General features: G+C 38.0%; 24 protein-coding genes and 1 pseudogene. 21 read left to right on the forward strand and 4 right to left on the reverse strand.

Annotated elements, in window-relative coordinates; all coding sequences use genetic code 11:
- Positions 1–23: 23 nt before the first annotated feature.
- From NSQ74_RS13515 to NSQ74_RS13555, 9 genes and pseudogenes are all read left to right on the forward strand, one after another.
- Positions 24–1,523 (forward strand): cobyric acid synthase, encoded by a 1,500-nt coding sequence (locus NSQ74_RS13515; protein ID WP_340823969.1) that lies wholly within the window; start codon positions 24–26, stop codon positions 1,521–1,523.
- On the forward strand, positions 1,520–2,356 hold the full coding sequence (locus NSQ74_RS13520) for a class I SAM-dependent methyltransferase (RefSeq protein WP_340823970.1): 837 nt from the start codon (positions 1,520–1,522) through the stop codon (positions 2,354–2,356). Before NSQ74_RS13515 ends, NSQ74_RS13520 begins: the two co-directional genes overlap by 4 nt.
- Before the next feature lie 96 nt (positions 2,357–2,452).
- Positions 2,453–3,385, forward strand: coding sequence for a ribonuclease Z (gene rnz, locus NSQ74_RS13525; protein ID WP_340823971.1), 933 nt, complete (start codon positions 2,453–2,455; stop codon positions 3,383–3,385).
- Positions 3,386–3,618: 233 nt separating this feature from the next.
- Positions 3,619–3,849, forward strand: a complete 231-nt coding sequence (locus NSQ74_RS13530) for an acyl-phosphate glycerol 3-phosphate acyltransferase (protein WP_340823974.1) — start codon at positions 3,619–3,621, stop codon at positions 3,847–3,849.
- A gap of 189 nt (positions 3,850–4,038) precedes the next feature.
- On the forward strand, positions 4,039–4,659 hold the full coding sequence (gene cdaS, locus NSQ74_RS13535) for a sporulation-specific diadenylate cyclase CdaS (RefSeq protein ID WP_340823975.1): 621 nt from the start codon (positions 4,039–4,041) through the stop codon (positions 4,657–4,659).
- Between the two features lie 109 nt (positions 4,660–4,768).
- The gene (locus NSQ74_RS13540; protein ID WP_340823977.1) at positions 4,769–5,206 is read left to right on the forward strand and encodes a MarR family winged helix-turn-helix transcriptional regulator; all 438 of its coding nucleotides are present in this window, start codon (positions 4,769–4,771) and stop codon (positions 5,204–5,206) included.
- Positions 5,207–5,264: 58 nt separating this feature from the next.
- Positions 5,265–6,206 (forward strand): ring-cleaving dioxygenase, encoded by a 942-nt coding sequence (locus NSQ74_RS13545; protein ID WP_340823978.1) that lies wholly within the window; start codon positions 5,265–5,267, stop codon positions 6,204–6,206.
- 13 nt (positions 6,207–6,219) lie between these two features.
- Complete coding sequence (locus NSQ74_RS13550) at positions 6,220–7,275, forward strand: LLM class flavin-dependent oxidoreductase (RefSeq protein ID WP_340823979.1); 1,056 nt, start codon at positions 6,220–6,222, stop codon at positions 7,273–7,275.
- A 12-nt stretch (positions 7,276–7,287) separates the two neighbouring features.
- Positions 7,288–7,854 (forward strand): annotated as a pseudogene (locus NSQ74_RS13555) (NADPH-dependent FMN reductase).
- Positions 7,855–8,386: 532 nt separating this feature from the next.
- Here the strand turns inward: NSQ74_RS13555 and NSQ74_RS13560 are convergent.
- Positions 8,387–9,412 (reverse strand): DUF2332 domain-containing protein, encoded by a 1,026-nt coding sequence (locus NSQ74_RS13560; protein WP_340823981.1) that lies wholly within the window; start codon positions 9,410–9,412, stop codon positions 8,387–8,389.
- Between the two features lie 124 nt (positions 9,413–9,536).
- On the opposite strand from NSQ74_RS13560, the gene NSQ74_RS13565 reads away from it, so the two are divergent.
- Genes NSQ74_RS13565 through NSQ74_RS13575 form a run of 3 tightly spaced genes read left to right on the forward strand, consistent with a single transcriptional unit; the run spans position 9,537 to position 11,457 of the window.
- A complete protein-coding gene (locus tag NSQ74_RS13565; RefSeq protein ID WP_340823983.1) occupies positions 9,537–10,418 on the forward strand; it encodes a LysR family transcriptional regulator in 882 nt (293 codons plus the stop codon).
- Between the two features lie 17 nt (positions 10,419–10,435).
- Positions 10,436–11,158: a metallophosphoesterase family protein gene (locus NSQ74_RS13570; RefSeq protein ID WP_340823985.1), complete on the forward strand. Its 723-nt coding sequence runs from the start codon at positions 10,436–10,438 to the stop codon at positions 11,156–11,158.
- Between the two features lie 20 nt (positions 11,159–11,178).
- Positions 11,179–11,457, forward strand: coding sequence for a DUF1450 domain-containing protein (locus NSQ74_RS13575; protein WP_340823986.1), 279 nt, complete (start codon positions 11,179–11,181; stop codon positions 11,455–11,457).
- A gap of 167 nt (positions 11,458–11,624) precedes the next feature.
- Here NSQ74_RS13575 and namA read toward each other — a convergent pair whose 3' ends face one another.
- Positions 11,625–12,635 carry an NADPH dehydrogenase NamA gene (gene namA, locus NSQ74_RS13580; protein ID WP_340823988.1) on the reverse strand — a complete coding sequence of 337 codons (1,011 nt, stop codon included), beginning with the start codon at positions 12,633–12,635 and terminating at the stop codon, positions 11,625–11,627.
- 47 nt (positions 12,636–12,682) lie between these two features.
- Entirely contained in the window at positions 12,683–13,489 is an 807-nt protein-coding gene (gene proC / locus NSQ74_RS13585) for a pyrroline-5-carboxylate reductase (protein WP_340823990.1), read from the reverse strand.
- A gap of 389 nt (positions 13,490–13,878) precedes the next feature.
- Between proC and NSQ74_RS13590 the strand changes: the two genes are divergently transcribed.
- The 7 genes from NSQ74_RS13590 (at position 13,879) to NSQ74_RS13620 (ending at position 21,565) form a co-directional block, all read left to right on the forward strand.
- Positions 13,879–14,826 (forward strand): MBL fold metallo-hydrolase, encoded by a 948-nt coding sequence (locus NSQ74_RS13590; RefSeq protein ID WP_340823991.1) that lies wholly within the window; start codon positions 13,879–13,881, stop codon positions 14,824–14,826.
- A 9-nt stretch (positions 14,827–14,835) separates the two neighbouring features.
- Positions 14,836–15,591: an SDR family NAD(P)-dependent oxidoreductase gene (locus NSQ74_RS13595; RefSeq protein ID WP_340823993.1), complete on the forward strand. Its 756-nt coding sequence runs from the start codon at positions 14,836–14,838 to the stop codon at positions 15,589–15,591.
- Between the two features lie 447 nt (positions 15,592–16,038).
- Positions 16,039–17,232, forward strand: a complete 1,194-nt coding sequence (locus NSQ74_RS13600; RefSeq protein WP_340823995.1) for an argininosuccinate synthase — start codon at positions 16,039–16,041, stop codon at positions 17,230–17,232.
- Positions 17,233–17,311: 79 nt separating this feature from the next.
- Positions 17,312–18,685 (forward strand): argininosuccinate lyase, encoded by a 1,374-nt coding sequence (gene argH, locus NSQ74_RS13605; protein WP_340823996.1) that lies wholly within the window; start codon positions 17,312–17,314, stop codon positions 18,683–18,685.
- A gap of 220 nt (positions 18,686–18,905) precedes the next feature.
- Positions 18,906–19,295 (forward strand): carboxymuconolactone decarboxylase family protein, encoded by a 390-nt coding sequence (locus NSQ74_RS13610; RefSeq protein ID WP_340823997.1) that lies wholly within the window; start codon positions 18,906–18,908, stop codon positions 19,293–19,295.
- A gap of 576 nt (positions 19,296–19,871) precedes the next feature.
- Positions 19,872–21,161, forward strand: a complete 1,290-nt coding sequence (locus NSQ74_RS13615; protein WP_340823999.1) for an alpha/beta hydrolase — start codon at positions 19,872–19,874, stop codon at positions 21,159–21,161.
- Between the two features lie 89 nt (positions 21,162–21,250).
- Complete coding sequence (locus NSQ74_RS13620) at positions 21,251–21,565, forward strand: DUF3784 domain-containing protein (RefSeq protein WP_340824000.1); 315 nt, start codon at positions 21,251–21,253, stop codon at positions 21,563–21,565.
- A 73-nt stretch (positions 21,566–21,638) separates the two neighbouring features.
- Here the strand turns inward: NSQ74_RS13620 and NSQ74_RS13625 are convergent, their stop codons facing one another.
- Positions 21,639–22,226: a GNAT family N-acetyltransferase gene (locus NSQ74_RS13625; protein ID WP_340826461.1), complete on the reverse strand. Its 588-nt coding sequence runs from the start codon at positions 22,224–22,226 to the stop codon at positions 21,639–21,641.
- 191 nt (positions 22,227–22,417) lie between these two features.
- On the opposite strand from NSQ74_RS13625, the gene NSQ74_RS13630 reads away from it, so the two are divergent.
- Both NSQ74_RS13630 and NSQ74_RS13635 read left to right on the forward strand, forming a co-directional pair.
- Positions 22,418–24,085 (forward strand): sensor domain-containing diguanylate cyclase, encoded by a 1,668-nt coding sequence (locus NSQ74_RS13630; protein ID WP_340824001.1) that lies wholly within the window; start codon positions 22,418–22,420, stop codon positions 24,083–24,085.
- 115 nt (positions 24,086–24,200) lie between these two features.
- Complete coding sequence (locus NSQ74_RS13635) at positions 24,201–24,353, forward strand: YpzG family protein (protein WP_069513162.1); 153 nt, start codon at positions 24,201–24,203, stop codon at positions 24,351–24,353.
- Positions 24,354–24,439 lie beyond the last annotated feature (86 nt).

Below are 24,439 nucleotides of genomic sequence, written 5' to 3' on the forward strand. Positions count from 1 at the left end.
AAGTATCAAGGAGGGAAATCAGAATGCCAGCAAAGTCAATTATGATTCAAGGAACAGCCTCTGACGTAGGTAAAAGTATGATATGTACGGCATTATGTCGCATTTTTTCAGATGATGGACTAAAAGTGGTACCTTTTAAGTCGCAAAATATGGCGCTTAATTCATTTGTAACCGAAGATGGCGGAGAAATTGGCCGTGCGCAAGGGGTACAGGCTGAAGCAGCTCGTGTTGTAGCGACAACAGATATGAATCCAATTTTATTAAAGCCAAAGCAGGACATGGTATCTGAGGTTATTGTACATGGCAAGCATTTTTTAAATATGGATGCTAAGAGCTATCGCAATCAATTTGTACAACAAGCAATGCCGATTGTTGAGAAGTCTGTACGTACTTTACAAAATACATATGATGTTATTGTGCTTGAAGGTGCGGGAAGCCCGGCTGAAATCAATTTGAAGGATCGCGATATCGCCAATATGCGTATGGCACATTTAGCAGATGCGGCAGTTGTGTTAGTAGCTGATATTGACCGGGGTGGTGTGTTTGCATCCATTATTGGGACGTTAGCTTTGCTTGATGACGCAGAGCGTGCACGTGTAAAAGGACTCATTATTAATAAATTCCGCGGTATGCGCGAGCTTTTAGACGATGGCATTGAATGGGTAGAGCGTGAGACAGGCATCCCTGTTTTAGGTGTTGTGCCTTATGTAGATGTGAATATTGAAGCTGAAGATTCATTAGCGCTGTCTGCACTGCGATTTAAAAAACCGAAGCCTGGTGAGTTTTCTGTTGATGTGGCGATGATTCGTTTACCTCGCATATCGAATTTCACAGATATTGATCCGTTTTTTGATGAGCCAGAGGTTGGTGTACGTTTAATCGGCAATGTGGCTGAGCTTGGCACACCGGATTTGCTTATACTACCTGGCACTAAAAGCACAATGGATGATTTAGCATGGCTTAAGGCACAAGGCTTTGCTCAAGCGATTTCGAACTTACGTGCACGTGGAACTAAAATCATTGGCATATGTGGCGGATTTCAAATGCTCGGTGAAGTGTTGCTCGATCCAGATGCAGTTGAAGGAAATGGCGACTCAGCACAGGGTCTCGGCTTATTACCGATGGAAACCGTATTTGTAGGAGATAAAAAAACTGTACAAATGTCGGGGACGCGCGGAAACGATACATTGACAGGCTATGAAATCCATCTTGGTCGTACACAAATTTTACGAGATGAAGTATCACCATTTTTACAATTAGCAGATGGTCGTGTAGATGGAGCAGTAAGTGCGGACGAACAAGTAATTGGTACATACTTCCATGGATTATTCCATAATCGTAACTTTACACGTCAGCTTGTTAATAATATTCGCATTTCAAAAGGGCTGGCCACATTGCCGACAGATGTTAAAAGCGATGCTGAGCGCAGGGAAGATGCCTACAATATGCTAGCATCACATGTGCGTGCTAATTTAAATATGGAAAAAATATATGAGATGTTAAAAATTGAGGTACATGGATGACTAGAAAAGGACCGTTAGCTATTAATTATGAAGCATTATGGCAAGAAGGCATGAAGGATTGGCAAGGTCAAATGCCAGAGCGCATGGTCAATGATCAATTAGAGGAACAGTTTTGGTCTCAATCGTTAGCGCGCAAAAAAATTGGTCAAACCGATCCTTATGCAGCCCGTATTTTTCAAGAAATAAAGAAACAAATTCAACCACATCATTCTGTAGTTGAAATTGGTCCAGGATGGGGCAATTATACGTTTCCGCTTGCAGAATATGTGCGTGACCTAACGTGTGTAGATAGCTCAGATAGCATACTTGCATACTTACAACATTGTTTGCAAGAAAAGAGCCATGTATCCTATGTTCACGCGAAGTGGGAGAAGCTTGATGAAAATGAGCTACAAGCACATGACATTGTAATTGGCGTAAATTGTTTTTATCGCATGTACGAAATTAAATCGGCTCTTTATCACATGAATCGACTTGCTAAAAAACGAGCGATTATCGGCATGACAACGGGGCCAATTCAGCCGCATTATGAGGTATTACATGACAAGTTCGGTTATGATATTAAATATCCGCGAAGAGATTATATAGAATTTTTGAATTTACTATATGAAATGGATATATATGCAGATTGTGACATTATTCCGTTAAAGCGAACGTATGAATACGAATCATACGATCAGCTAGTGACAACACAAAGCAAAAAAATATTGAGTGCTGATTTTAATAGATCACATGTTGAGGAAGCACTTGCCCCGTTTATAGAGGAAAAGAACGGTCGATATTACTATCGTCATGATTTTCATGCTGCACTCGTATCGTGGGAACCTAAATAATAGAAAAACCTTTGGTGATAGCTTTCACCAAAGGTTTTTCTTCTGTTTAGCAATAGGGTACAATAGAACGACAGAAAAAGAATTGAGGTGGCAGTTGTGCAACTGCATTTTTTAGGAACAGGCGCAGGCATGCCTTCAAAGGAACGTAATACGAGCGCAATAATGGTAAAGCTACTAGATGAAAACGGTGAAATGTGGCTATTTGATTGTGGAGAGGCGACACAACACCAAATTTTGCATACATCCTTAAAGCCACGTAAAGTGTCGAAAATATTTATTACACATTTACATGGTGATCATATTTTTGGTTTACCAGGATTTTTGAGCTCGCGTTCATTTCAAGGTGGTGATGAGCCGCTAACTATTTTTGGTCCAGCAGGCTTACAGCAATGGGTAGAGCAGACTTTTTCATTATCAAAAACACATTTAACTTACCCATTACACTTTGTAGAAGTAGGCGAAGGTATTATTTACGAAGATGAAAAGTTTACAGTGCATGCTAGTGAATTACGTCATGTTGTCCCATGTTTTGGCTACCGTATAGAGCAAAAGGATTTACCTGGCGAGTTACTGATGGAGAAAGTACAATCTTTCGGCGTACCAAAAGGACCTTTACTTGGCCAGTTGAAAAGAGGACAAGATATCGAACTTGAAAATGGTACAATTATAAGAGCAAAAGATGTTGTTGCTCCTCCTAAAAAAGGCTTTACACTCACTATTTTAGGGGATACAAAATATTGTGAAGAAGCGATTTCATTGGCCAATCAATCAGATGTAATTGTACATGAGGCAACATTTGATGGGAGCACAACGGATTTAGCTGCTAGCTATGGTCATTCGACAAATGTTGAAGCGGCAATGGTAGCAAGTAGAGCAGGTGCAAAATATTTACTTCTTAATCATTTAAGTGCACGTTTTTTACCACATGATTTACCAGTATTTTTAGCAGAAGCCCAAGCAATCTTTCCACAAACTTTCCTCACATCAGACCAATCGGTATTTAATTGGAGTAATGATAAATTATTTTAATTGACCAACAAGTGATTACTTTAACTAGTTTAGAATGCTTTCACAAATGGCTAACAGCAAACAGCGATAAATAGATTGACTGCCATTTTTAATATGTTATAGGGTACTGTAGAAAAGCTAGAGTAATCTACTAGTAAGTGTTAAGTAGAATTGTTAAAAGTTAGGGTGTTTGTAGAAATATAGTGCGATTAGTAGATGATTTCCGTATAATTAAGTAAAAGGGGAGTGGTTGTATGGATCAACAAAAGATGCCACCAGCTGTTTTACGTTTACTTGTTATCTTTCCAAACGTGTTAAGCTATTTATTATTAGGCGGACTCATTATTTATGTTACTTCAAATTATGATTTGTTAAAATCAACAGAGAGCTTAAAGGTATGGCTAATTTTTATCGCAGTCCTTGCACCAGCAGCAGCCTATACAACCTTTAGTATTGTTAAAAAAATTCGCGCTGGTCATATGTAACAAATATAATAGCGTACAAAGTAACACGTTGCATCTTATAGAGGATGCAACGTGTTTTTTAATAGAAAGAAAGCAAAACCTAGCCCAGAAAATTGTTGAATTGCATGGAAAGAGAATAAAAAAATATCATATAGGAAAACTAAAAATACAAAGTGTAAATCGTTATTATAAAGAACTGAGGTGCCGTACATGAATCAACCAAACTGTGATTCCGCTCCATTAAAACAAACAATCAAAGAAGAACTTAGTCAAGTTATTTTGTCTTTACAGCAAAGTTTAACCGCAATGGATTCGCTAGAAGATTGCTTACTTGCAGATTTGGAAAAAATTAAAGAACAATTTGTAACGATTGAAATGCAGGCAGCCACGTTTTATTTAAATTGCTATTTGTCTCCATTCACTGAAAAATATCCAGAGCTATCGATTTGCGTACAAAATATGTCAAAAAGACGTCATGGTGGATTAATTGTATTTGAAAGAGAGAGTCCAATTGAACATCTTATAAAGCCGGGGATTCATATTGGAGCGGAATTAACACATTCTTTGCTAGAATCTATTTTTTACCCAGGCAATCCTCTCCATGATGGTGCTGTGTTAGTTAAGAGTAATCGAATTATCTCAGCAGCAAATGTACTACCTCTTTCAGACATTTATACAGGCGATAAAAAACTCGGAACGAGACATCGAGCTGCGATAGGCTTAAGTGAGCTCAGTGATGCTTTAATCATGGTTATATCAGAAGAAACCGGAAGAATTTCTTTTGCTTTTAATGGAAGCTTACACCCAATTACTTCAGATGGGATATTATAGCGTAAAATAGGCTCTATTCACAATATCTCAAATTCGAGATATTTTCCTTGCAACTTTGTCACTTGCGTGGTAAAGTGATGATACAGTTCGAGGAAGGGAGGGCAAAGTGATGGAAAAACATACACTAGGCTCGCTAACATGGCTACGAATGATGCGCTTTACGAATCAAAGTAATCAGCTATCGAATGAATTTTTAAAACGTTTTAACTTAACAACTGCACAGTTTGATGTACTAATTCAAATTAAAACATACGCACCGTTAACACAGTCACAGCTAGCGGAAAAAGTTACAGTAACGCAAGGTGGTATCTCACGAATGCTTGCCCGTCTTGAAAAAGAAGGACTAATTGAGCGTAAGCAAAACTGGAAAACAAAAACAATATCTCTAACTGTCAAAGGTGAGCATTTGATTGATGCGGCTACACCTAGTCAGCTTCACTTTCAATCCTCATTTTTTGAAGAAGTTTTATCAGAGGAAGAAATGAAATCTTTATATACACTTATGTCAAAACTAGAAAAGCATAGCCGAGAAAAAAAATTACCTTAGGCGTGATTTTTTTTACAACATCACTTGCTTAGTCAAGTGAAAATCAGGAGGACTCTACATGAATAAATTAAGCGGACATCATCATATTTCGATGTTAACAAAAAATGGTAAACGTAATAATGAGTTTTATACAAAAATCCTTGGTTTACGTCGAGTGAAAAAAACAGTTAATCAAGATTCACCTTCCATGTACCATTTATTTTATGGCGATCGTACAGGAGCAGCGGGAACAGAATTAACATTTTTTGAAATGCCTGTAGCAGGACGAACAGTACGTGGAACAAATGCGATTACGCGAATAGGCTTATTAGTACAAAGCTATGATAGTTTATTATATTGGAAAAAGCGTTTTGAGCTTTTACAAGTGGAACATAGCGACATAGCGACATATGCGGGCAAAGATGCTTTATTTTTTGAGGATCATGAAGGTCTGCGCATGGTGCTTATAAATCATGATGGACAGCCGACACCAGCCGAATGGCAAGTATGGGATGGTATCGATATTGCAGCAGAGCATCGTATTTTAGGCATGGGCACCGTTGAAATTACGGTTCGTTATTTACAGCGTACAGTGAATGTATTACAAGAACTTTTTGACTATACAGTGGTCACTGAAGATGACAAAGAAGTACGACTTCAATCAATTGCTGGTGAAACGTTTGGAGAAGTCATCGTCAAGGAATTGGAGGGACCGAGTGAAAAGCCCGGTCGAGGCAGTATTCATCACCTTGCATTACGTGTAGCGACGGTAGAAGAACTTCAAAAATGGGATGAATTAATTAAAGCGCGTGGTTTAGACAGCTCAGGTGTTGTCGATCGTTATTACTTCCAAAGTCTGTATTTTAGAGATCGCAATGGCATTCTGTTTGAATTGGCGACAGATGGACCTGGATTTACAGTAGATTCCGCTATTGAGGATTTGGGGAATGAACTGGATCTGCCACCATTTTTAGAAGCAAAACGCGCAGAAATTGAAGCGATTTTAGAACCACTTGATTAAAGGAGAGAGCACAATGGAAAATTATCGTATCGATCAATCACAAGGTTTAGAATTTGGACTTTATTCACTGGGAGATCATATTCCAAACCCATTAACAGGTGAACGGATATCTGCCCAACAGCGGATACAGGAGCTAATTGAAATGAGCCAATTAGCAGAGCAAGCTGGCATCAATGTATTTGGAGTAGGCGAAAGTCATCAATCGTATTTTACAACACAGGCACATACGGTCGTTTTAGGCGCGATTGCACAAGCAACGAAAAAAATTAAAATAGCAAGTTCTGCCACCGTGTTGAGTGTATCAGACCCAGTAAGAGTGTATGAGGACTTTGCAACAATTGATTTAATTTCAGATGGGCGTGCTGAAATTGTAGCAGGGCGAGGTTCGCGCGTTGGCGCTTATCATTTACTTGGCGTCGATTTACAGGACTATGAAGAAATTTTTGAGGAAAAATTAGAACTGCTAAAAAAAATTAATGAAGAAGAGCTTGTTACGTGGGAAGGGCAGTATAGAGCACCTCTACACAATGCGCAAATTTTACCACAGCCTAAAAATGGCTCACTACCAATCTGGCGCGCAGTTGGAGGTCCGCCGGCAAGTGCTATAAAAGCAGGGTATATGGGCATTCCAATGATGTTAACAACATTAGGTGGCCCAGCAATCAACTTTAAACCTTCAGTCGATGCATATCGTGAGGCAGCTGATAGAAGCGGTTTTGATGCAGAGCAGTTACCAATTGCCACTACAAGTTTATTTTATGTAGCAGATACATCAAAAGAAGCTTTGCAAAATATGTATCCTCATCTAAATGGGGGCTTCCAAGCAATTCGTGGAGGTGGTTATCCAAAACAACAATTTGCCCAAGCAGTTGATACACGTGATGCCTTAATGGTCGGAAGTAAGGAACAAATTATTGAAAAGTTGCTATATCAATATGAACTTTATGGCATGCAACGTTTTATGGCACAAATTGATTTTGGTGGGGTGCCTTTCGATAAATTGATGAAGAATATCGAAATAATTGGCAATGACATCTTACCAGCAATTAAAAAATATACAGCGAAATAAGGAGCGAGCAGCATGAAAATTGTAGCACTAGCAGGTTCAATCGTCGGCTCTAAAACCAAAATAGCCATTCATAAAATTGTTGAAGTACTAAATGAAAAATACCCAGAGCATGATGTAACAATACTTGACCTAGCTCAGTATAATATTGCATTTAGTGATGGCCGTAATTACGTAGATTACGAGGGTGATACGAAGTATGTGGCAGAAACTATTATGGCTGCTGATGCATTGGTGATTGGTACACCAACATTTCAAGCTTCGATTCCGGCAACATTAAAAAATATTTTCGATTTACTTCCTGTTAATGCTTTTCGTGATAAAACGGTCAGCGCAATTGTAACAGCGGGGACATCTAAACATTATTTAATGGTAGAGCAACAATTAAAGCCAATTCTTGCTTATATGAAAGCTCATATTGTACCGACTTAGGTTTTTATAGAAGAAAAGGATTTCTTACGCAAAGAAATTGTCAATGACGATGTTCTTTTCCGCTTAGAGCGTTTAGCAGAAGATACAGTTATGGTAGCAGATGCCTTCGCTGAAATCCGTGCTAAAAAAGATGCGGAATATGATTTTTAACACAATTTTTGAGGGGAAAACTACTAATTTAAGAGGATAATAGGAACACTGCATGGTAATCATGCAGTGTTTTTTTAAATATAGATAACTTTTGCCGTTGATTTCCGTTGCGGGCGGACGCTTTCCGCGGGCACAGTGTAAGCCGCAACCCTCGCTAACGCGCGGCTTGTTGCGTCTTACGTTCTGTGCTGTTCCCGCAGGAGTCGCCACCCTTCACTCCAATCAACAAGTGTCAACACTCTCTTTCGGAGGGAAGTTAAAAAACAGTACAATTATCGCCCTTATGAATAAATAGGATAGTCGTCTGCGTCCATCATTAAATAAATTTAGAAGTCTACTGCCTGTTGATTTCCGTTACGGGCGAACGCTTTCCGCGAGCACAGCGTAAGCCACAACCCTCGCTAACGCGCGACTTGTTGCGTCTTACGTTCTGTGCTGTTCCCGCAGGAGTCGCCGCCCTTCACTCCAATCAACAAGTGTAATTGTTTGAGTGCCTGACACCCTGCAGTGGAAATCAACGGCAATAGTCAACTTATTCATTTGCCCATTTAAACCATCTTGCATGGCCATCTGGTTGATCGATTGTTCGAATGGATTTGATTTCTCCATGTTGTAGAAAGTCCTGATGTAACTGCAAATCAAATAAATTATTATAACAATGATAAAGTGGCCTTTCCAAACTAATTTCCTTTAAACGTTCGATTAAGGCATGCTTTAACTTAAGAGGAATTTGATTGGCTACATGCGTATGATAGACGACTAAAATCGTATTTTGATCGATTTGTCTACTAATATCTGTTAGAAATTCTATTGCATCACCTTTAATCAGCTGTACATCGAGCTGTTTTAAAATTGGGATTGCCTTATTTAATAGTGTGCGTCGTTCATGATGTTCTGGCCAAATTAGCGCTTGAAGCCATGCAACGTCTTTTTCATTCATAACGTCCATTGGATTTAAATCAATACCAATGCGTTGTAATACAACAAATTGCTGGGTAACGGAAGGTGGTAATGCATCACCTATGTTCTCCGATGCTAAAACTAGTTTAGTAAGGGAATTGCGAACTGACAACGTTTGGTTGTAGCAGTAATTATATTGATCCATTGCAAGTTGTAGTCCTGCACTTGCCCCAATCTCAATAAAAGCTAATGGCATCCGATGCTTTTGATAAATTTCAGTCATCATCGGATAAAGATAAGCACAACGAAGGATTTCGTTTGTTTGTACGAGCCTTTTTTGAAGAATTGTCTTTACTTCATGAGCATGGGACAAAACAAACTTTTTAAAAAACGGATATACACGGTCTTGCGGCTTCGGTGTAGTCGTGAACGAAGGATAAAAATCCGCTAAGTCGTCATCCGTATACGTCAATAACAAATAGTGTACAGCAGCAAATAATAAATTAGGCATAGGCTGTCCGTTAGCAGCATCCTTTGCAATCAGCAATAATTCTTCATCATCAGCAATTTGATAGGCTAAATGTTCATAAAGTGGGCTTGAGTTATTACATTCATTTTTTGCGAAAGAGCGGAACTGATTGCCGAATTGATCTAACATTATGTTTCTCCCCTTTGTTTTAAAATGAACTATCTAGCCTTGAGTTTAGTATTGTTATACAATTTAGTAAATTAAATATATTTAATGAAATTAATTAAAAATTTTAATTGAAGTAGGTGGCGGTGTGGATTATAAATGGATAAAAACGTTTATTGTAGCAGCCAAGTCCTGTAATTTTCGAATGGCTGCTGAAGAATTACATGTATCACAACCGAGTATTACAGTACATATTCATCAGCTAGAAGAGTTTCTGAATGTCTCGTTATTTCATCGAGAAAAGAATCGCGTGCAATTAACGGAGGCAGGGCAGTTATTTTTAACGGAAGCGTTGCAAATCATGCAACAGTGGGAAAAAAGTATCGAGCGCTTTCAATTAGTGACGAAAGGCATTAAAGAAAAAATCATCATTGCGATGACACCGTTAATGGTGGAAACGATTTTACCACATATAATTTACCAGTTTATAAATGAACATCCGACAATTGAAATTTCAATTCTTGTAGAGGAATCATCCAAAATAGAGGAATTAATTCATAATGGCAAAGCACATATCGGTATTTCTTTATTTCCAACCCGCTATCGACATTGGTGTCAAGAACTGCTAGTAGACAGTCCGTTAGAATTAGTCATTCCGTTAGATGCATTTGATGACGAAACTGGCGCTTATATTGATTATGAAGAATTATTCCAAACATATACACTATTTACTCATCACCATCCAACTATTTGGGAGGATTTATTACACCAAATTAATCATAAATATGTCTATACAAAACAAGTGTCGATTTCACAATCGTATGTTGTAAAACGATTAATCAAGGATGGTTTAGGTATGTCATTTTTACCTCGAATGATTGTTAGAAGAGAGCGAATGGAGGGGCGCTTTAATATTGTACCTTTTACAGAGTTTGTATTACCTAGCGTCCCTGTCTACCTTTTTTACAAAGATTCCGTCCAAGTTCCACAAAAATTATTACAATTATTTATGACTAGGGACTATTTATAGAAAGGAGTGACTTTATAATGAAAATGGCAGTTATTGCGGATATTCACGGTAATAAGGACGCATTACAAGCTGTCCTTACGGATATTCACAGAAGGGGAATTGAAACAATCTATAATTTAGGGGATAGTTTGTATGGTCCATTATATCCGATAGAAACATACGACTTGCTAGTAGAGTCGAAGGTCAAAAGTATAATGGGAAATTGCGATAGAATGTTACTAGAAAATGCACAAAATGCAACAGTACGTTATGTACAAAATTTATTAGGGAACATGCATCGTCAATGGATAACGAATTTACCTGCAGTGATTGAAACAGATGATGTTTATTTTTGTCATGGGACACCTTCAAGTGATGAAACATATATGTTAGAAAACATCGGAGCTAATGGTGCTACGTTGAAAAAAACTGAAGAAATTATGGAATATGTGCAGGATATTAAACAAGAAATTATCTGTTGTGCACATACCCATATTCCAAGAGTAGTCTACCTTCCAAATAATAAAATAATTATTAACCCTGGCAGCGTTGGACTCTCAGCTTATGAAGAGGAGTTACCAATCTATCACAAAATGGAGTCGGGTTCGCCATTCGCTAATTACACAATCGTTAGTAAAGAACAAAAGCATTGGCTAATTGAGCAAGTACTTATTGGCTATGATCGGCAAGGGGTCATCAACAAAAGTAAAGAAAATGGACGTTTGGATTGGACCTGTGCATTAGAAACTGGGAGAATGTAGTTAAAAGGAGTGGAGATTTAATGGCATTTTCATTGTTTAAGAAAAATAAAAAGCCTCAGCAAATGACCAATAGAGTTGAGTTTTGCATAACAAATTTATCGCTCGGTGCAGCTGATGCCTACGATGTTTTAGCAGAGCGATCAGATATAGAAATAGAAGAATCAGGTTGTACTTCCCACTGTGAAATTTGCGAGCAGGGCATTTTTGCAATTGTTAATGGCGAGATTATTACGGCATCTGACGCACCTTCACTAGTACAAGCGGTTGATGAAGAAATCAAGCAAAATCCGCTTTTTTAAAGGTGATAACCCGTGAGCAATCGCCGATAACTCGAGGGAAATCGCCGATAGAACGCCTTAAATCGCCGATAACCTGTGAAAAATCGCCGATAAAAGCAAAAAATCGCTGATAGCTCAAAAGTTACTAAGCTATCAGCGTGTGTAAAAGTGCTTATAGGAGAAGTGAGTTACCAACCACGAACATATTGCACAGGTGGTTCGATTTTTTCGCCAAGTTCCTTTGCAGCATGGAGTGGCCAATAAGGATCACGTAATAAAACACGACCTAAGAAAATTAAATCAGCGCGATTATTTTGCAATATTTCTTCTGCATGCTGCGCTGTTGTAATTAAACCAACTGCACCAGTAGGAATATTTGCCCCAAGTTTTATCGTTTCAGCATGTGGCACTTGATAGCCAGGGAACGGATGAATATGTGCCTGTACGACACCGCCAGTTGAGACATCGACTAAATCTACGCCCTGCGTTTTCATCCAACGACTAAAGACGATAAAGTCCTCCATCGTTGTGCCATCTTGTGCGTAGTCTTCCGCAGAAACACGAACGAGTAAAGGGCCTTCCCAAACGCTTCGAATTGCATCAATTACTTGACGTAGCAAGCGATAGCGATTTTCCTGAGAACCACCGTATAGATCACTTCGTTTATTCGTAGCCGGTGACAAAAATTCACTAATTAAATAGCCGTGTGCACCGTGAATCTCAAGCACATCAAAACCTGCTTGACGGGCGCGAACGGCAGCTTTTTTAAAGGCTTCAATGACATATTCAATATCATTAAGTGTCATTTCAGACGGTGTTTTATAATCATCACTAAAAGCAATGGCTGAAGGACCAAAAATTTCACCATCTACAGTCGCTTTCCGTCCTGCATGGGCAAGCTGAATGCCTGTTTTAGCTCCGTAAGCTTGCATATTTGTTACTAATTGTTGTAAACCTTCGATATGCGCGTCATCCCAAATACCAAGGTCGTTGCTAGAGATTCGCCCCTCGGGTACTACAGCAGTAGCCTCCAATAGTATTAACCCAATTTGTCCAGCGGCACGTGTTGCATAATGTACAAGGTGGAAAGGTGTAACAAACCCGTCATCCTTAGCAGAATACATACACATTGGGGCCATGACAATGCGGTTTTTTAACGAAATCGTTTGTAATTGGTATGGTTCAAATAATTTAGTCAATGCAAAGACCCTCCTAATTCCTAGTGAATACCTCTATTTTGCATGGATTACTTACTTTTTGCAAGTGCGCGAGATCGAGCTTCAGCTTCTTTTATGCATGCTTCAATCGCTTCATTAAATTGATATTGTTCCAGCGCTTTAATACCAGCTTCTGTTGTACCACCTGGACTAGTAACTTTTTTCCGAAGCACATCAGGCTCATCAACGGATTGCTTTAACATTTCTGCTGTACCTGCGAGGGTTTGCGTCATCAGTAATCTTACAGTATCTTTTGAAAGCCCTACCTCAATTCCTACTCGTTCAAATGCTTCCATTAAATAATAAATATATGCAGGGCCACTGCCAGATAGCGCTGTAACCGCATGCAACTGGTCTTCCTCAACTTCAATCACAGAACCAACAGCTTCTAATAATTGTAAAAACATGGTACGTTGTGTAGCTGATACATGCCCATTAAATGCTATACCACTTGCGGACATACCGATCGTTGCAGATGTATTTGGCATTACTCGAGCTACAGGGCGCAATCCTAACTGTTCTGTTATAGTGCTAATCGCAATACCAGCTAAAATGGATAGAATCGAAGTATGCTCTGTTATTTTCGATTTTAGTTCTAGCATTGCTTTAATGGCATCCTTTGGTTTCATTGCTAAAATGATGAGATCTGCTTGCTGATAAATAGTCTCTTCAACGTTACAATTAATGCCGTACGTGTCGTGTAAAAATTGTAACCGTTGCTTATCTGAGCGATTGGTGACATAAATTTCTTGTGGCTTAAATACATTCTGCTTAATCCAGCCTTGCATCAATGCTTCTGCCATCGAGCCTGCACCAATAAAAAGTATTTTTTTCATAGAAAAAACCTCCGATTCAAAATAAAAAAGCGCTCTCGTCCTTAAATAGAAGGACGAAAACGCTATCGTTTCCGCGGTACCACCTTTGTTTGCCAATTGGCACAACTCTTAGCCCTTTTATCGCAAGGGGGACGGTTATGTTGTCATAACTGCTCAGAAGTAGGTTCTGTAATGGGAGTGGGTGATGTTACTTGCAGCAAATGTAACACTCTCTAGACACCTTCACCAACTACATACTTGGCTTCCTCAACGCACATAAATAATTTGATTATTCAAAATTATATTGATAATATGTCTAGCTGTCAACAGGAGGGGTGACTTAAGAAAGAAAAACTTGTAGAATAGATGAATCGGTATTCATTAGTTGCGCAAAAAAGGGGGAGACAGCTTTGTCGATACATAAAATAGAAATTCCAACGCCCTATGAAGTAGGAGACGTCAATGCATTTGTTGTCAAAGGTGATGCATTAACAATATTTGATGTTGGTCCAAAAACAATGGAAGCTTATGATGCACTCAAATGGGGTATTCGAGCAGCTGGCTTTGATTTACGAGATATTGAACAGGTTGTTTTAACCCATCACCATCCTGATCATGCGGGATGGGTTGATGCTTTTCCACATGCAGAAATTTTAGGTCATGCCTATAACGATAAATGGCTACGTCATGACGAAGAGTTTTTACGTTATCATGAGCAGTTTTACAGTGAGCGTTTGTTCGAGCATGGCGTCCCACTAGAATATATTCAACAGAGTGTCCATGTTCGTCGAGAATTAGAGCTTGTTGGAGAGCTACCATTGACACAAATTTTACATGATGGGGATGAAGTACCCGGTCATCCGGGTTTAAAGGCAATTGAAACATTAGGACATGCACAAAGTCATTTCATTTTTTGGGATGAAAAAACGCATAATGTTATTGGCGGAGATTTATTGTTAGAAAAAATTACACCTAATCCATTAATCGAACCACCTTTAGACCGCACACTAGGTCGCCCGAAATCATTGTTGCAATATAATGCATCGCTTGAAATATTACGTCAATTGCCTGTAAACATTATGTACACAGGGCATGGAGCAAATTTAGAAGACATACCATATTTAATTGATAAACGTCTTGAACGGCAACATCATCAATCTATGAAGGTGTATGAGTTATTTAGCGGTGATGAGTTAACGGTTGTACAAATGACAAAACGTTTATATCCATCGATTTTTCAGCATCAGCTTGGCTTGACATTATCAAAGACACTTGGACATTTAGACTATTTAGAGGCAAATAACCTAGTGGTTTCTGAGAAGAATAATGAAGGTGTCTATTTGTTTAAAAGAAAGTAGGTTTTATACATGAAAATGAATAAAAAGACAATCTTTGTAACAGGTGCAACGAGTGGAGTTGGCTTGAAAATTACCGAATTGTTAGTTGCACAAGGCCATATCGTATATGCCACAGGGCGTAATGAAGTAGCTTTAAAAACATTACAACGTTTAGGGGCCAATGTAATACAAGCTGATTTAACTTCACTAACAGCAATCGATGACGTATGTGCGCAGCTACCTATGCTTGATGTAGCCATTTTTTCTGCTGGTGTAGGGAAGTTCGCTATTGCACCGATGTTATCAGATGACGATATTACCGAAATGGTGGAGCTTAATATTCGTGTTCCGATGTATTTAGCAAAGCGTCTAGCGACTCGAATGATTGCGCGTGAACAAGGACAACTAATATTTATCGGTTCACAGGCCGGTAAGGTAGCAACGCCTAAAGCAAGTGTATATGCTGCGACAAAACACGCCATTGTCGGCTTTACAAATGGCCTGCGTATGGAGCTAGCCCCATACAATATTAAAGTAACGGCGATACATCCTGGACCAATTGATACACCATTTTTAGATAAAGTAAATGATGAAAGTGGTTATCGAGAGTCCTTAGGTAGATTGTTATTAACACCAGAAGAGGTGGCACAAGCGACGGTAAAAACAATTGAACGTCCAGTCCGAGAAGTCAACTTGCCACGAATGATGGGGTTGACGAGTAAACTGTATGCATTAGCGCCAGCTACCATCGAATTTTTAGCAAAACCATTATTCAATAAAAAATAATTTGAGAATTTGAGTGCCAGTCACCCAAACAATTTATAAATATTCAAGCTAACACCTACAGAGACTCCTACAGAAACGTATATTTGCTAAGTGCCAGTCACCCAAACAATTTATAAATATCCATGTGAAAACCCACTAAGGCTCCTGCGGCTTACGATGTAACCGCAGAAAGCGAAGTGGTTTTTTTCGTTTAAGAGCCAGCACCTTTTAATATCGTATACATTCATCTAAATAGGAATAAGTCGTACTTTCGAGTGAAAATATTCACTGTTCGAATAATAGCAATAATTATTGCTATTGCAGACTTTTAACATTCTTCACAAAAGTATATTATTTTATAAAAATGCACTTGTATTTATTTTTATAACATGTTACTATTCGTGTATAAACTTTTAAGTGAGTGTATAAACATACATATCATATAGAGCAATTGGAGGCGCATTTCGTATGGCAAACAAAAAAGTAGTATTAGCATACTCAGGCGGTCTTGATACTTCTGTAGCAATTCCGTGGTTAAAAGAACAAGGTTGGGACGTAATTGCAGTTTGTCTAGACGTTGGTGAAGGTAAAGATCTTGAATTTGTAAAAAATAAAGCACTTCAAGTTGGTGCAATTGAATCTTATATGGTAGATGCGAAGGATGAATTTGCTGAACAATATGCACTTATTTCGTTACAGGCGCATACTTGGTACGAACAAAAATACCCATTAGTATCAGCACTATCTCGTCCTTTAATTTCTAAAAAATTAGTGGAAATCGCTAACGAAGTGGGTGCGGACGCAGTAGCTCACGGTTGCACAGGTAAAGGAAATGACCAAGTTCGTTTCGAAGTTTCAATTAAAGCATTAAATCCAGACTTAGAAGTTTTAGCACCTGTACGTGAGTGGGGCTGGAGCCGTGATGAAGAAATCGAATATGCAATGCAACATAATGTTCCGATTCCTGCAACATTAGATTCACCATTCTCGATTGACCAAAACTTATGGGGTCGTGCAAATGAAGCGGGCGTAATGGAAGATCCTTGGGTATCACCACCAGAAGAAGCTTATGGCTTAACAATTTCTGTAGAAAACGCACCAAATGAAGCTGAATATGTAGAAATCGAATTCATTGCTGGTAAACCAGTGTCATTAAACGGTAAAGAAATGAAGCTTGCTGATTTAATTCAAGAACTGAATGCAATAGCAGGTGCGCACGGTGTTGGTCGTATCGATCATGTTGAAAACCGTTTAGTTGGGATTAAATCTCGTGAAGTGTACGAAATTCCAGGTGCAAAAGTACTTTTAACTGCGCATAAGGAGCTTGAAGACTTAACGCTTGTGAAAGAATTAGCACACTTTAAACCAGTTATTGAGAAAAAATTATCAGAACTAATTTATGATGGTTTATGGTTCTCTCCTTTACGTGATGCATTACAAGCATTCCTTGCAGAATCACAACAATATGTAAATGGAACTGTACGTGTGAAACTTTATAAAGGTCATGCGATTGTAGAAGGACGTAAATCACCAAATTCACTATACAATGAAAAATTAGCAACATACTCTAAAGAAGACCAATTCAATCACGCATCAGCTGTAGGCTTCATCGAATTATGGGGTCTGCCAACAGTGGTTAACTCTTCAGTTAATAAAAAATAATTATTACATTAGGGTGTAGTGTAGCATGGACGCTGTACTGCACCTTTTCGATAAGAAATGTAGAAAAAGGTGAGCTGTTATGACAAAACTTTGGGGCGGACGTTTCCAAAAATCAGCAGAAGCATGGGTTGATGAGTTTGGCGCATCGATTGGCTTTGACCAACAACTTGTTTTGGAAGACCTAGAAGGTAGTGTCGCACATGTCACGATGCTTGGTGCTACAGGAATTTTACCAGCAGCTGATGTAGAAGCGATTCTTGGCGGTCTTGCACAATTACAAGAAAAAGCAATCGCAGGGGAGCTAGAATTTACTGTTGCGAATGAAGATATTCACTTAAACCTTGAAAAAATGCTAATTGATTGCATCGGACCAGTTGGAGGTAAACTTCATACAGGTCGTAGCCGTAATGACCAAGTAGCAACAGATATGCATATTTTCTTGAAAAAACGTGTAAAGGAAGCAATCGATTTAATCGAGACATTCCAAAAAACGTTAATAGAAAAAGCTGAGGAGCATGTTGAAACAATTGCGCCAGGCTATACGCATTTACAACGTGCGCAACCGATTTCTTTTGCACATCATTTAATGGCCTATTTTTGGATGCTTGAGCGCGATAAACAACGTTTTACAGAATCCATGAAACGCATTGATATATTACCACTAGGTGCTGGTGCGATGGCAGGGACAACCTTCCCGATTGACCGTCTAAAATCAGCAGAGCTACTTGGCTTTAGTGACGTATATGCAAATTCCATGGATGCGGTAAGTGACCGTGATTTTATCGTCGAGTTTTTAAGTAATTCATCATTGTTAATGGCGCATTTATCTCGTTTTGCCGAAGAAATTATTTTATGGTCAACAGATGAATTTAAATTTATCGAATTGGATGATGCCTTCTCAACAGGGTCTTCCATTATGCCACAAAAGAAAAATCCCGATATGGCAGAGCTAATTCGCGGAAAAACGGGTCGTGTCTACGGTAACCTTATGGGCTTACTAACTGTACTAAAAGGAACACCGTTAACTTACAACAAGGATATGCAAGAAGACAAAGAAGGTATGTTCGATACAGTGCATACGATTCTTGGATCTTTAAAAATCTTTGAAGGTATGGTGCGCACGATGACAGTAAATACAGAGCGTTTGCACAAGGCAGTACACTCTGACTTCTCAAATGCGACGGAATTGGCAGACTACCTTGCGACGAAAGGGATGCCATTCCGTGAAGCACATGAAGTAACAGGTAAATTAGTCTTTACATGTATTCAAAAGGGCATTTATTTATTAGATTTACCAATTGAAGACATGAAAAAAGAAAGTGAGCTTATCGAAACAGATATTTATGATGTATTGGCACCTGAAGCAGCTGTACGTCGTAGACATTCACTAGGTGGTACAGGTTTCGATCAAGTCACTATTCAAATCGAGAAAGCAAAAGCTTGTCTTTCTTAACTATTTTGCGTGCACGTCCTAAGTGACATTTGCATAGATATTCATTAAAGCTGTCCAGTGAGGCACTATGAAACCTTATTATTCCTTTTTCTGTGGAGCCAGAGGGTGAAACTAAAAAGAGTACCTGACATAAGTGAAGGACAATCCCCAATTTTCGGAGACGCGAAATTGGGGTTTTTGTATAAGAAATATATACTATTCTAAATGGGAGGAATGTTCGTTGACGGATCGTTTTACAAAGGGGTTAGAAACGATAAAGCAATATGTCACGGAAGAAGAGGCAGCTGGCATGGTCAACGCCGATGCACTAGCTGATATAGCACCTGATTTGCGCAAAATGATTATCGAGTTCGCCTATGGAGATGTTTATTCACGGCCAGGTCTTGATGCTAAAAGCCGTGCACTTGTCGTAATAACAGCGGTTGTTACACAAGGTGCCGTGCCTCAAACGAAAACACATATTACACGTGGTTTGCATGCAGGGTTAACACCTACAGAAATTGTAGAAGCCCTTTTACAATTAGTGCCCTATATTGGTTTTCCACGTGTGCAAAACGCGTTAACGGTTGCCCAGCAAGTATTTCAGGACAAGCAATTAAGTGTCGAATAGTACAATCTAATATGAGGCTTAGTATGACCGATTGCTTCGAAATTAGACTTTTGTTTAAATTGCATTATAGTCGAACATAAATGAAAAAAAGTTTTGAATAACATGTATAGATTTTTGCAAAGTGTCCCATACTGTTAAAGGATACACTTAATCATCGAAATTGATGAGGAGGATGCATAATGAGTAGTTCAAGTTCAACACCAGTAGACAATGAATCTCAGGAAAGTCCGCCACAGCTGAATAAGGTTGATACTTCACATATCTTAAGGGTTAGGTAATGAGAGAATTCTCTGTGTTACTGTATCTTAGGATGAAGTAGAAACCACAACTGTACAATCAAATAGAAGGTATAAGTGTCCATGGCCCAGAATTTTTCTGGGTCTTTTTTGTTTTTAGTTGATTTTGCAAAGACAACTGTTATACTCTGAATATGACAGTTGGAGGACTACAAATCCTTATTTGGAAAATCTTTAACGCTTTGAGCATTTACATACATATGAAACAGTAGCGACGAACGGTCCTGAATATTCAGGATAATACTTATGCAATCGCTATTTTTTATAAGGAGGGACTTTTATGAAAAAACTAGTTGTATTATGCTGTATCGCATTATTATTAGTTGCCTGTTCACAAAAAGAAAAGGCAACAAAGGTGGACACGAAAAAGGAGGGGCAAGTTATGAATGAACAACTAATCGGAAAATGGGCAGGCGATATTGAAATTCCAAATGGCTCGCTACCAATTATTGTAGATTTACAAAAAGAAGGTGGTTCTTTATCTGTTCCTTCGCAAGGCTTAAGTAATTATCCTTTTAAAAGCGTAACGTATGATGAGAATGAAGTACAAATTAGCATTAACTTAAATGGTTCTCTTATTGAGGTGATTGGAACGTTAAAAGGAGAGCAAATCGAAGCAACGTTTAATCAAAATGGTGGAAAATTCCGTTTGCTATTAAAACCGTATGTAGAACAACCTGCAGAGCCAGTATCCTATGAAACATTCACAGTTCCTGTAAAGGATGGCGATTTAACAGTAGCACTTCAAAAGAGTAGTAAGGAGCCGTCACCAGTCGTCCTCATTATTGCTGGTTCTGGACCGACCGATAAAGATGGTAATTCAGCAATTGCTGGAAAAAATAATAGCTTGAAAATGCTTGCTGAAGGATTAGCGCAAGAAGGTGTTGCAAGTGTGCGATACGATAAACGAGGCATCGGAGATAATACGTCTTTGTTAACGAAAGAGGATGATATCTCTATCGATTTATATGTTGACGATGCAGTTCAAATACTCAAGGCACTTTCAGCAAATAAGGACTATTCAAGTGTCCATATTATTGGCCATAGTGAAGGTTCTTTAATAGGCATGCTCGCTGCACAAAAAGCCGATGTGGAATCATTTGTTTCAATAGCAGGTGCAGGTAGAGCTGCTGATACATTACTGCTAGAGCAATTAACAGGACAATTAACACCTGCCCTAACAACTGAGGCAACAACAATTCTTGCAACACTCAAAAAAGGAGAGCAAGTGAAAAATGTCTCTCCTGAGCTACAAGCATTATTTAGACCTTCTGTGCAGCCATATATGATATCTTGGCTTAAATATAATCCAGCTAATGAGCTTCAAAAAGTTAAAGGTCGCGTTTTAATTATTCAAGGAACAACAGATATCCAAGTGAAAGCTACAGACGCAGAAGCATTAAAGCAAGGCAATGAAAAAGCGGAGCTTATTTATATGGATGGCATGAACCATATTCTTAAAAACGCACCTGAGAATCGAGAGGAGAATATAGCTACCTATGCAGACCCAACATTACCATTGCATACGAACTTATTACCTGCGATTCATAAATTTATCGTAAATGACTAGCAGTATGACGCAAACTTTTAGTATGTTGTTAGTCGCGGTTGCTCTTTAAAAATTTCGTTGCGAGCCACAACATTGGAGGAAAAATTATCGTGGAAGCCATTGTATGTTTGATCATTATGATTCCATTTTTAATATTTGCAATTGTTTTATCGCAAGGCAAAGGAGCATTTTTACTTGCAGGCTTTAACACAATGGCTCAAAGTGAAAAAGAGACCTATAATGAAAAAGCACTTGCTAAATTTATGGGCAAAATCATGTATGGATACTGTTTTTGTATACTATTATGGGCACTCGATGGGGTATTCCAAACCGAATGGCTCTTTATCGTTAGTCTCCTCCTATTTATAGGGCTCACTGTATTTACACTCATATTTGTAAACACAGCAAATCGCTTTAAAAAGTAAAGGATTAAGAAACGTTCACAACATAAGTGCGACTCTCGTTACATGAGCGTCGCACTTTGTTCTATTATGCTATTCACAACAACTTTTTCTCAAAACAAAAACATTCATGAACCCTAGTATAGCGATTCTTTATCATCTCCTTTTCCTTTCCTACATAGTGCGCAAATGCTTGAACGGGGTATAATTCTTGTATTTCGGATGTTAACGTTGGCTTCATTTCCTTTTCACCTTCAATAAATACGTGTAAATAGGAATCTACAATTGAAAACTTATTGTTTATGTACCAATCGTTTACCCACTTATCATCTCTTGTCCAAGCTTCCAAACGGTTCAAATTTTTTTCTTTCGCTCTTTTTTCAGCAGCTTGCAATAGTTGATGACCGACTCCTATTTTTTGGTAGTCAGGATGAACAGCAATGTGCCAAATCATTCCTCCCAACCCATCGCCTCGAGAACAAACAGTTTGCGGTTGCACTTCGTATTCAACATCTATTAAACCAATGACTTGATGATCCTTAATTGCTACTAATTCAATGGCTGGGTTAGCATATGTTTCCTTTTTCTGAAGAACATTGTCAAAATAAGCAGTATTTAAAAATGATAACACCCTACAACGAACCCAACCTATTTCATCTTCTAATTGATACGCTCTAATTTCTATAAGTTCCTCCTAATTGAATTAATATACATATTATACTAAATATTTTGTTAGGGAATTGAAACAGAAATCCGATGAATTCTTATAATTTACCTTTCAACTATTAAATTTCTCACTGCTACAATCTATTTCTTGTGGTATTTTTGATATGAAAAATAAAAAATTTCCATTTAATTTTTGTGGAGGGAAAGGTTTTGAACATAATTAAAAAGGTTTTATGGCAAAATAAGATAAGAAATTTGCTTCGAAGAGGGCATATCGTTATTATTTTTATCATTAGTTTATGTATTTTTATTCCGACAATTTTTATCGAATATCAGCAAACAATTAACCATCAAAAAGAAGAAATGACCAATTACTTAGATGCTCAAACCTATTTTTTTGAAAGCTGGTTAAAGGAGCGTTCCGAGGATATACATACAATAACAAATTTAGCTTTTGTTAAAGGCTATCAGTATGAACAAACGCAAGCATTTTTTCAAGAATATAAAAAACAAACTGTTTTTACTGATTTAGTCTTTGTTAACAAAGAAGGAATAGTACAGTTCGATACAGTGACAGAATATCAACATAACGGGATTGGCATAGATGTAAAAAATCGTGAGTATTTCCAAGTCGCCCAAAAAACGAAGCAACAATATATTACAGATGTATTAATTAGTAAAGTCACAAAGGAGCCAATCATTGCTTTCGCATCGCCTATACTTGATGAGCAACAACAATTTAATGGTGTTGTTTTTGGCACTGTAAATTTTAATACTGTTGATTTGCTTTTAAATGAATCAAGAGTGGGTTTTAGGGGACATGCTTATATAGTCAATCAAGATGGAACTTTGTTAACAGAATTAGTTTCAAATAAGAAAGAAGTGGCTTCAGCTAGTCAAAACATATTGTCGCAAAACTATAACATTGATGAACGAATTTTGACGATTGCTCAATCTAATCAAACGCAATCACCAATAAACTCCTATAAGGACGCAAACGGTGAATGGGTTTTAGCAAAAAGTAAGCCAATTAATCAAGGCAAATGGTATTTTATTTCTGAAGTCAATTTATTGGAAGCGTATACACCTTTAATTAAAAGATTTGGTTTGTTAGCGATTTGTATTTTAGTAGGCACATTTTTAACCATAAAAGTTATGTTAATGATAACGAAAAAGATAGAAGAGCCGATTCAGCAGTTACTAAAAGGTGTTGGTAAGGTGGAGCAAGGTCATTACGATTATAAAATTAATGAAAAACAGTTAGCACCGTATGCCAAAGAGTTTCAGGAGCTTTGTTCATCTTTTAATGAGATGAGCGCGAAAGTGAAAGAAGATACGATATTACTTAAGGAGTTATCTGTTACTTGCCAACTCACGAAACTATATAATCGCCGTTATTTAATTGAGCAGGGCGAGCATGTTTTTCAAGACTGTAAAAACAATGAGCAGCATTGTTCTTGTATTGCGATTGATATCGATTTTTTTAAAAAAGTTAATGATACATATGGGCATCTGACTGGTGATGAGGTACTAAAGCATGTTGCAAAGATTATTAAAGAATCCGTACGAATAAAAGATATCACTACGAGATATGGTGGCGAGGAATTTGTAATTTTATCTCCAGCGACGACGTTGGAAAGTGCTGTGAAAATAGCAGAAAGAATAAGAAAAAATGTTGAAGAGTATCCTTTTACTATAGGTGAACAGTTTATTCCTATGACAGTGAGTGTTGGTATAGCGGAATTTTCCAATAATAAGGACATTTCAACCTTTTACGATTTGATTGATAAGGCAGATCAGGCGCTTTACATTGCTAAGGAAAGTGGTCGAAATATGCTAAGAGTATATAATGGTGCAAATAACTTTGTTATGCGGTAATGGTGTAGGCATATAAAATTTTCACAATAGCGGCTATGCACGTGTAGTATTTTAAAAAATGGTCATACTAACATGGATTCACTTATGAAGTCTATAATGATGAGGAGGATGTAAAATGAGTAGGCCTGAACAACTAGACCCGAAATCTCAAAAAATCCACCGTAACTGGACAAGGATTAAGCGTTCGAAATCTCAAGTAAATGGTGAAACGGAGATTACTCTCCATAACCGTATCTTGAGAAGTGAAGCGAAAGCCCGACAGTTTTAATCATGCTAGAAGCTATAAGTGTTATCAAGCTCAGATATTTTATATCTGGGCTTTTTTGTATTTTATTTTAAGAAAATTAGTAAATA

The sequence above is a fragment of the Lysinibacillus sp. FSL W8-0992 genome (assembly GCF_038008685.1).
GTDB lineage: Bacteria > Bacillota > Bacilli > Bacillales_A > Planococcaceae > Lysinibacillus.

Bases quoted from the DNA above. Each gene is read 5' to 3' on its own strand.
- NSQ74_RS13540 (WP_340823977.1), top strand. From the start codon at position 4,769: ATGGAAAAACATACACTAGGCTCGCTAACATGGCTACGAATGATGCGC.
- NSQ74_RS13530 (WP_340823974.1), top strand. From the start codon at position 3,619: ATGGATCAACAAAAGATGCCACCAGCTGTTTTACGTTTACTTGTTATC.
- argH (WP_340823996.1), top strand. From the start codon at position 17,312: ATGACAAAACTTTGGGGCGGACGTTTCCAAAAATCAGCAGAAGCATGG.
- NSQ74_RS13575 (WP_340823986.1), top strand. From the start codon at position 11,179: ATGGCATTTTCATTGTTTAAGAAAAATAAAAAGCCTCAGCAAATGACC.
- NSQ74_RS13545 (WP_340823978.1), top strand. From the start codon at position 5,265: ATGAATAAATTAAGCGGACATCATCATATTTCGATGTTAACAAAAAAT.
- NSQ74_RS13570 (WP_340823985.1), top strand. From the start codon at position 10,436: ATGAAAATGGCAGTTATTGCGGATATTCACGGTAATAAGGACGCATTA.
- NSQ74_RS13635 (WP_069513162.1), top strand. From the start codon at position 24,201: ATGAGTAGGCCTGAACAACTAGACCCGAAATCTCAAAAAATCCACCGT.
- NSQ74_RS13595 (WP_340823993.1), top strand. From the start codon at position 14,836: ATGAAAATGAATAAAAAGACAATCTTTGTAACAGGTGCAACGAGTGGA.
- NSQ74_RS13550 (WP_340823979.1), top strand. From the start codon at position 6,220: ATGGAAAATTATCGTATCGATCAATCACAAGGTTTAGAATTTGGACTT.
- NSQ74_RS13615 (WP_340823999.1), top strand. From the start codon at position 19,872: ATGAAAAAACTAGTTGTATTATGCTGTATCGCATTATTATTAGTTGCC.
- proC (WP_340823990.1), bottom strand. From the start codon at position 13,489: ATGAAAAAAATACTTTTTATTGGTGCAGGCTCGATGGCAGAAGCATTG.
- NSQ74_RS13515 (WP_340823969.1), top strand. From the start codon at position 24: ATGCCAGCAAAGTCAATTATGATTCAAGGAACAGCCTCTGACGTAGGT.
- NSQ74_RS13560 (WP_340823981.1), bottom strand. From the start codon at position 9,412: ATGTTAGATCAATTCGGCAATCAGTTCCGCTCTTTCGCAAAAAATGAA.
- NSQ74_RS13520 (WP_340823970.1), top strand. From the start codon at position 1,520: ATGACTAGAAAAGGACCGTTAGCTATTAATTATGAAGCATTATGGCAA.
- NSQ74_RS13600 (WP_340823995.1), top strand. From the start codon at position 16,039: ATGGCAAACAAAAAAGTAGTATTAGCATACTCAGGCGGTCTTGATACT.
- cdaS (WP_340823975.1), top strand. From the start codon at position 4,039: ATGAATCAACCAAACTGTGATTCCGCTCCATTAAAACAAACAATCAAA.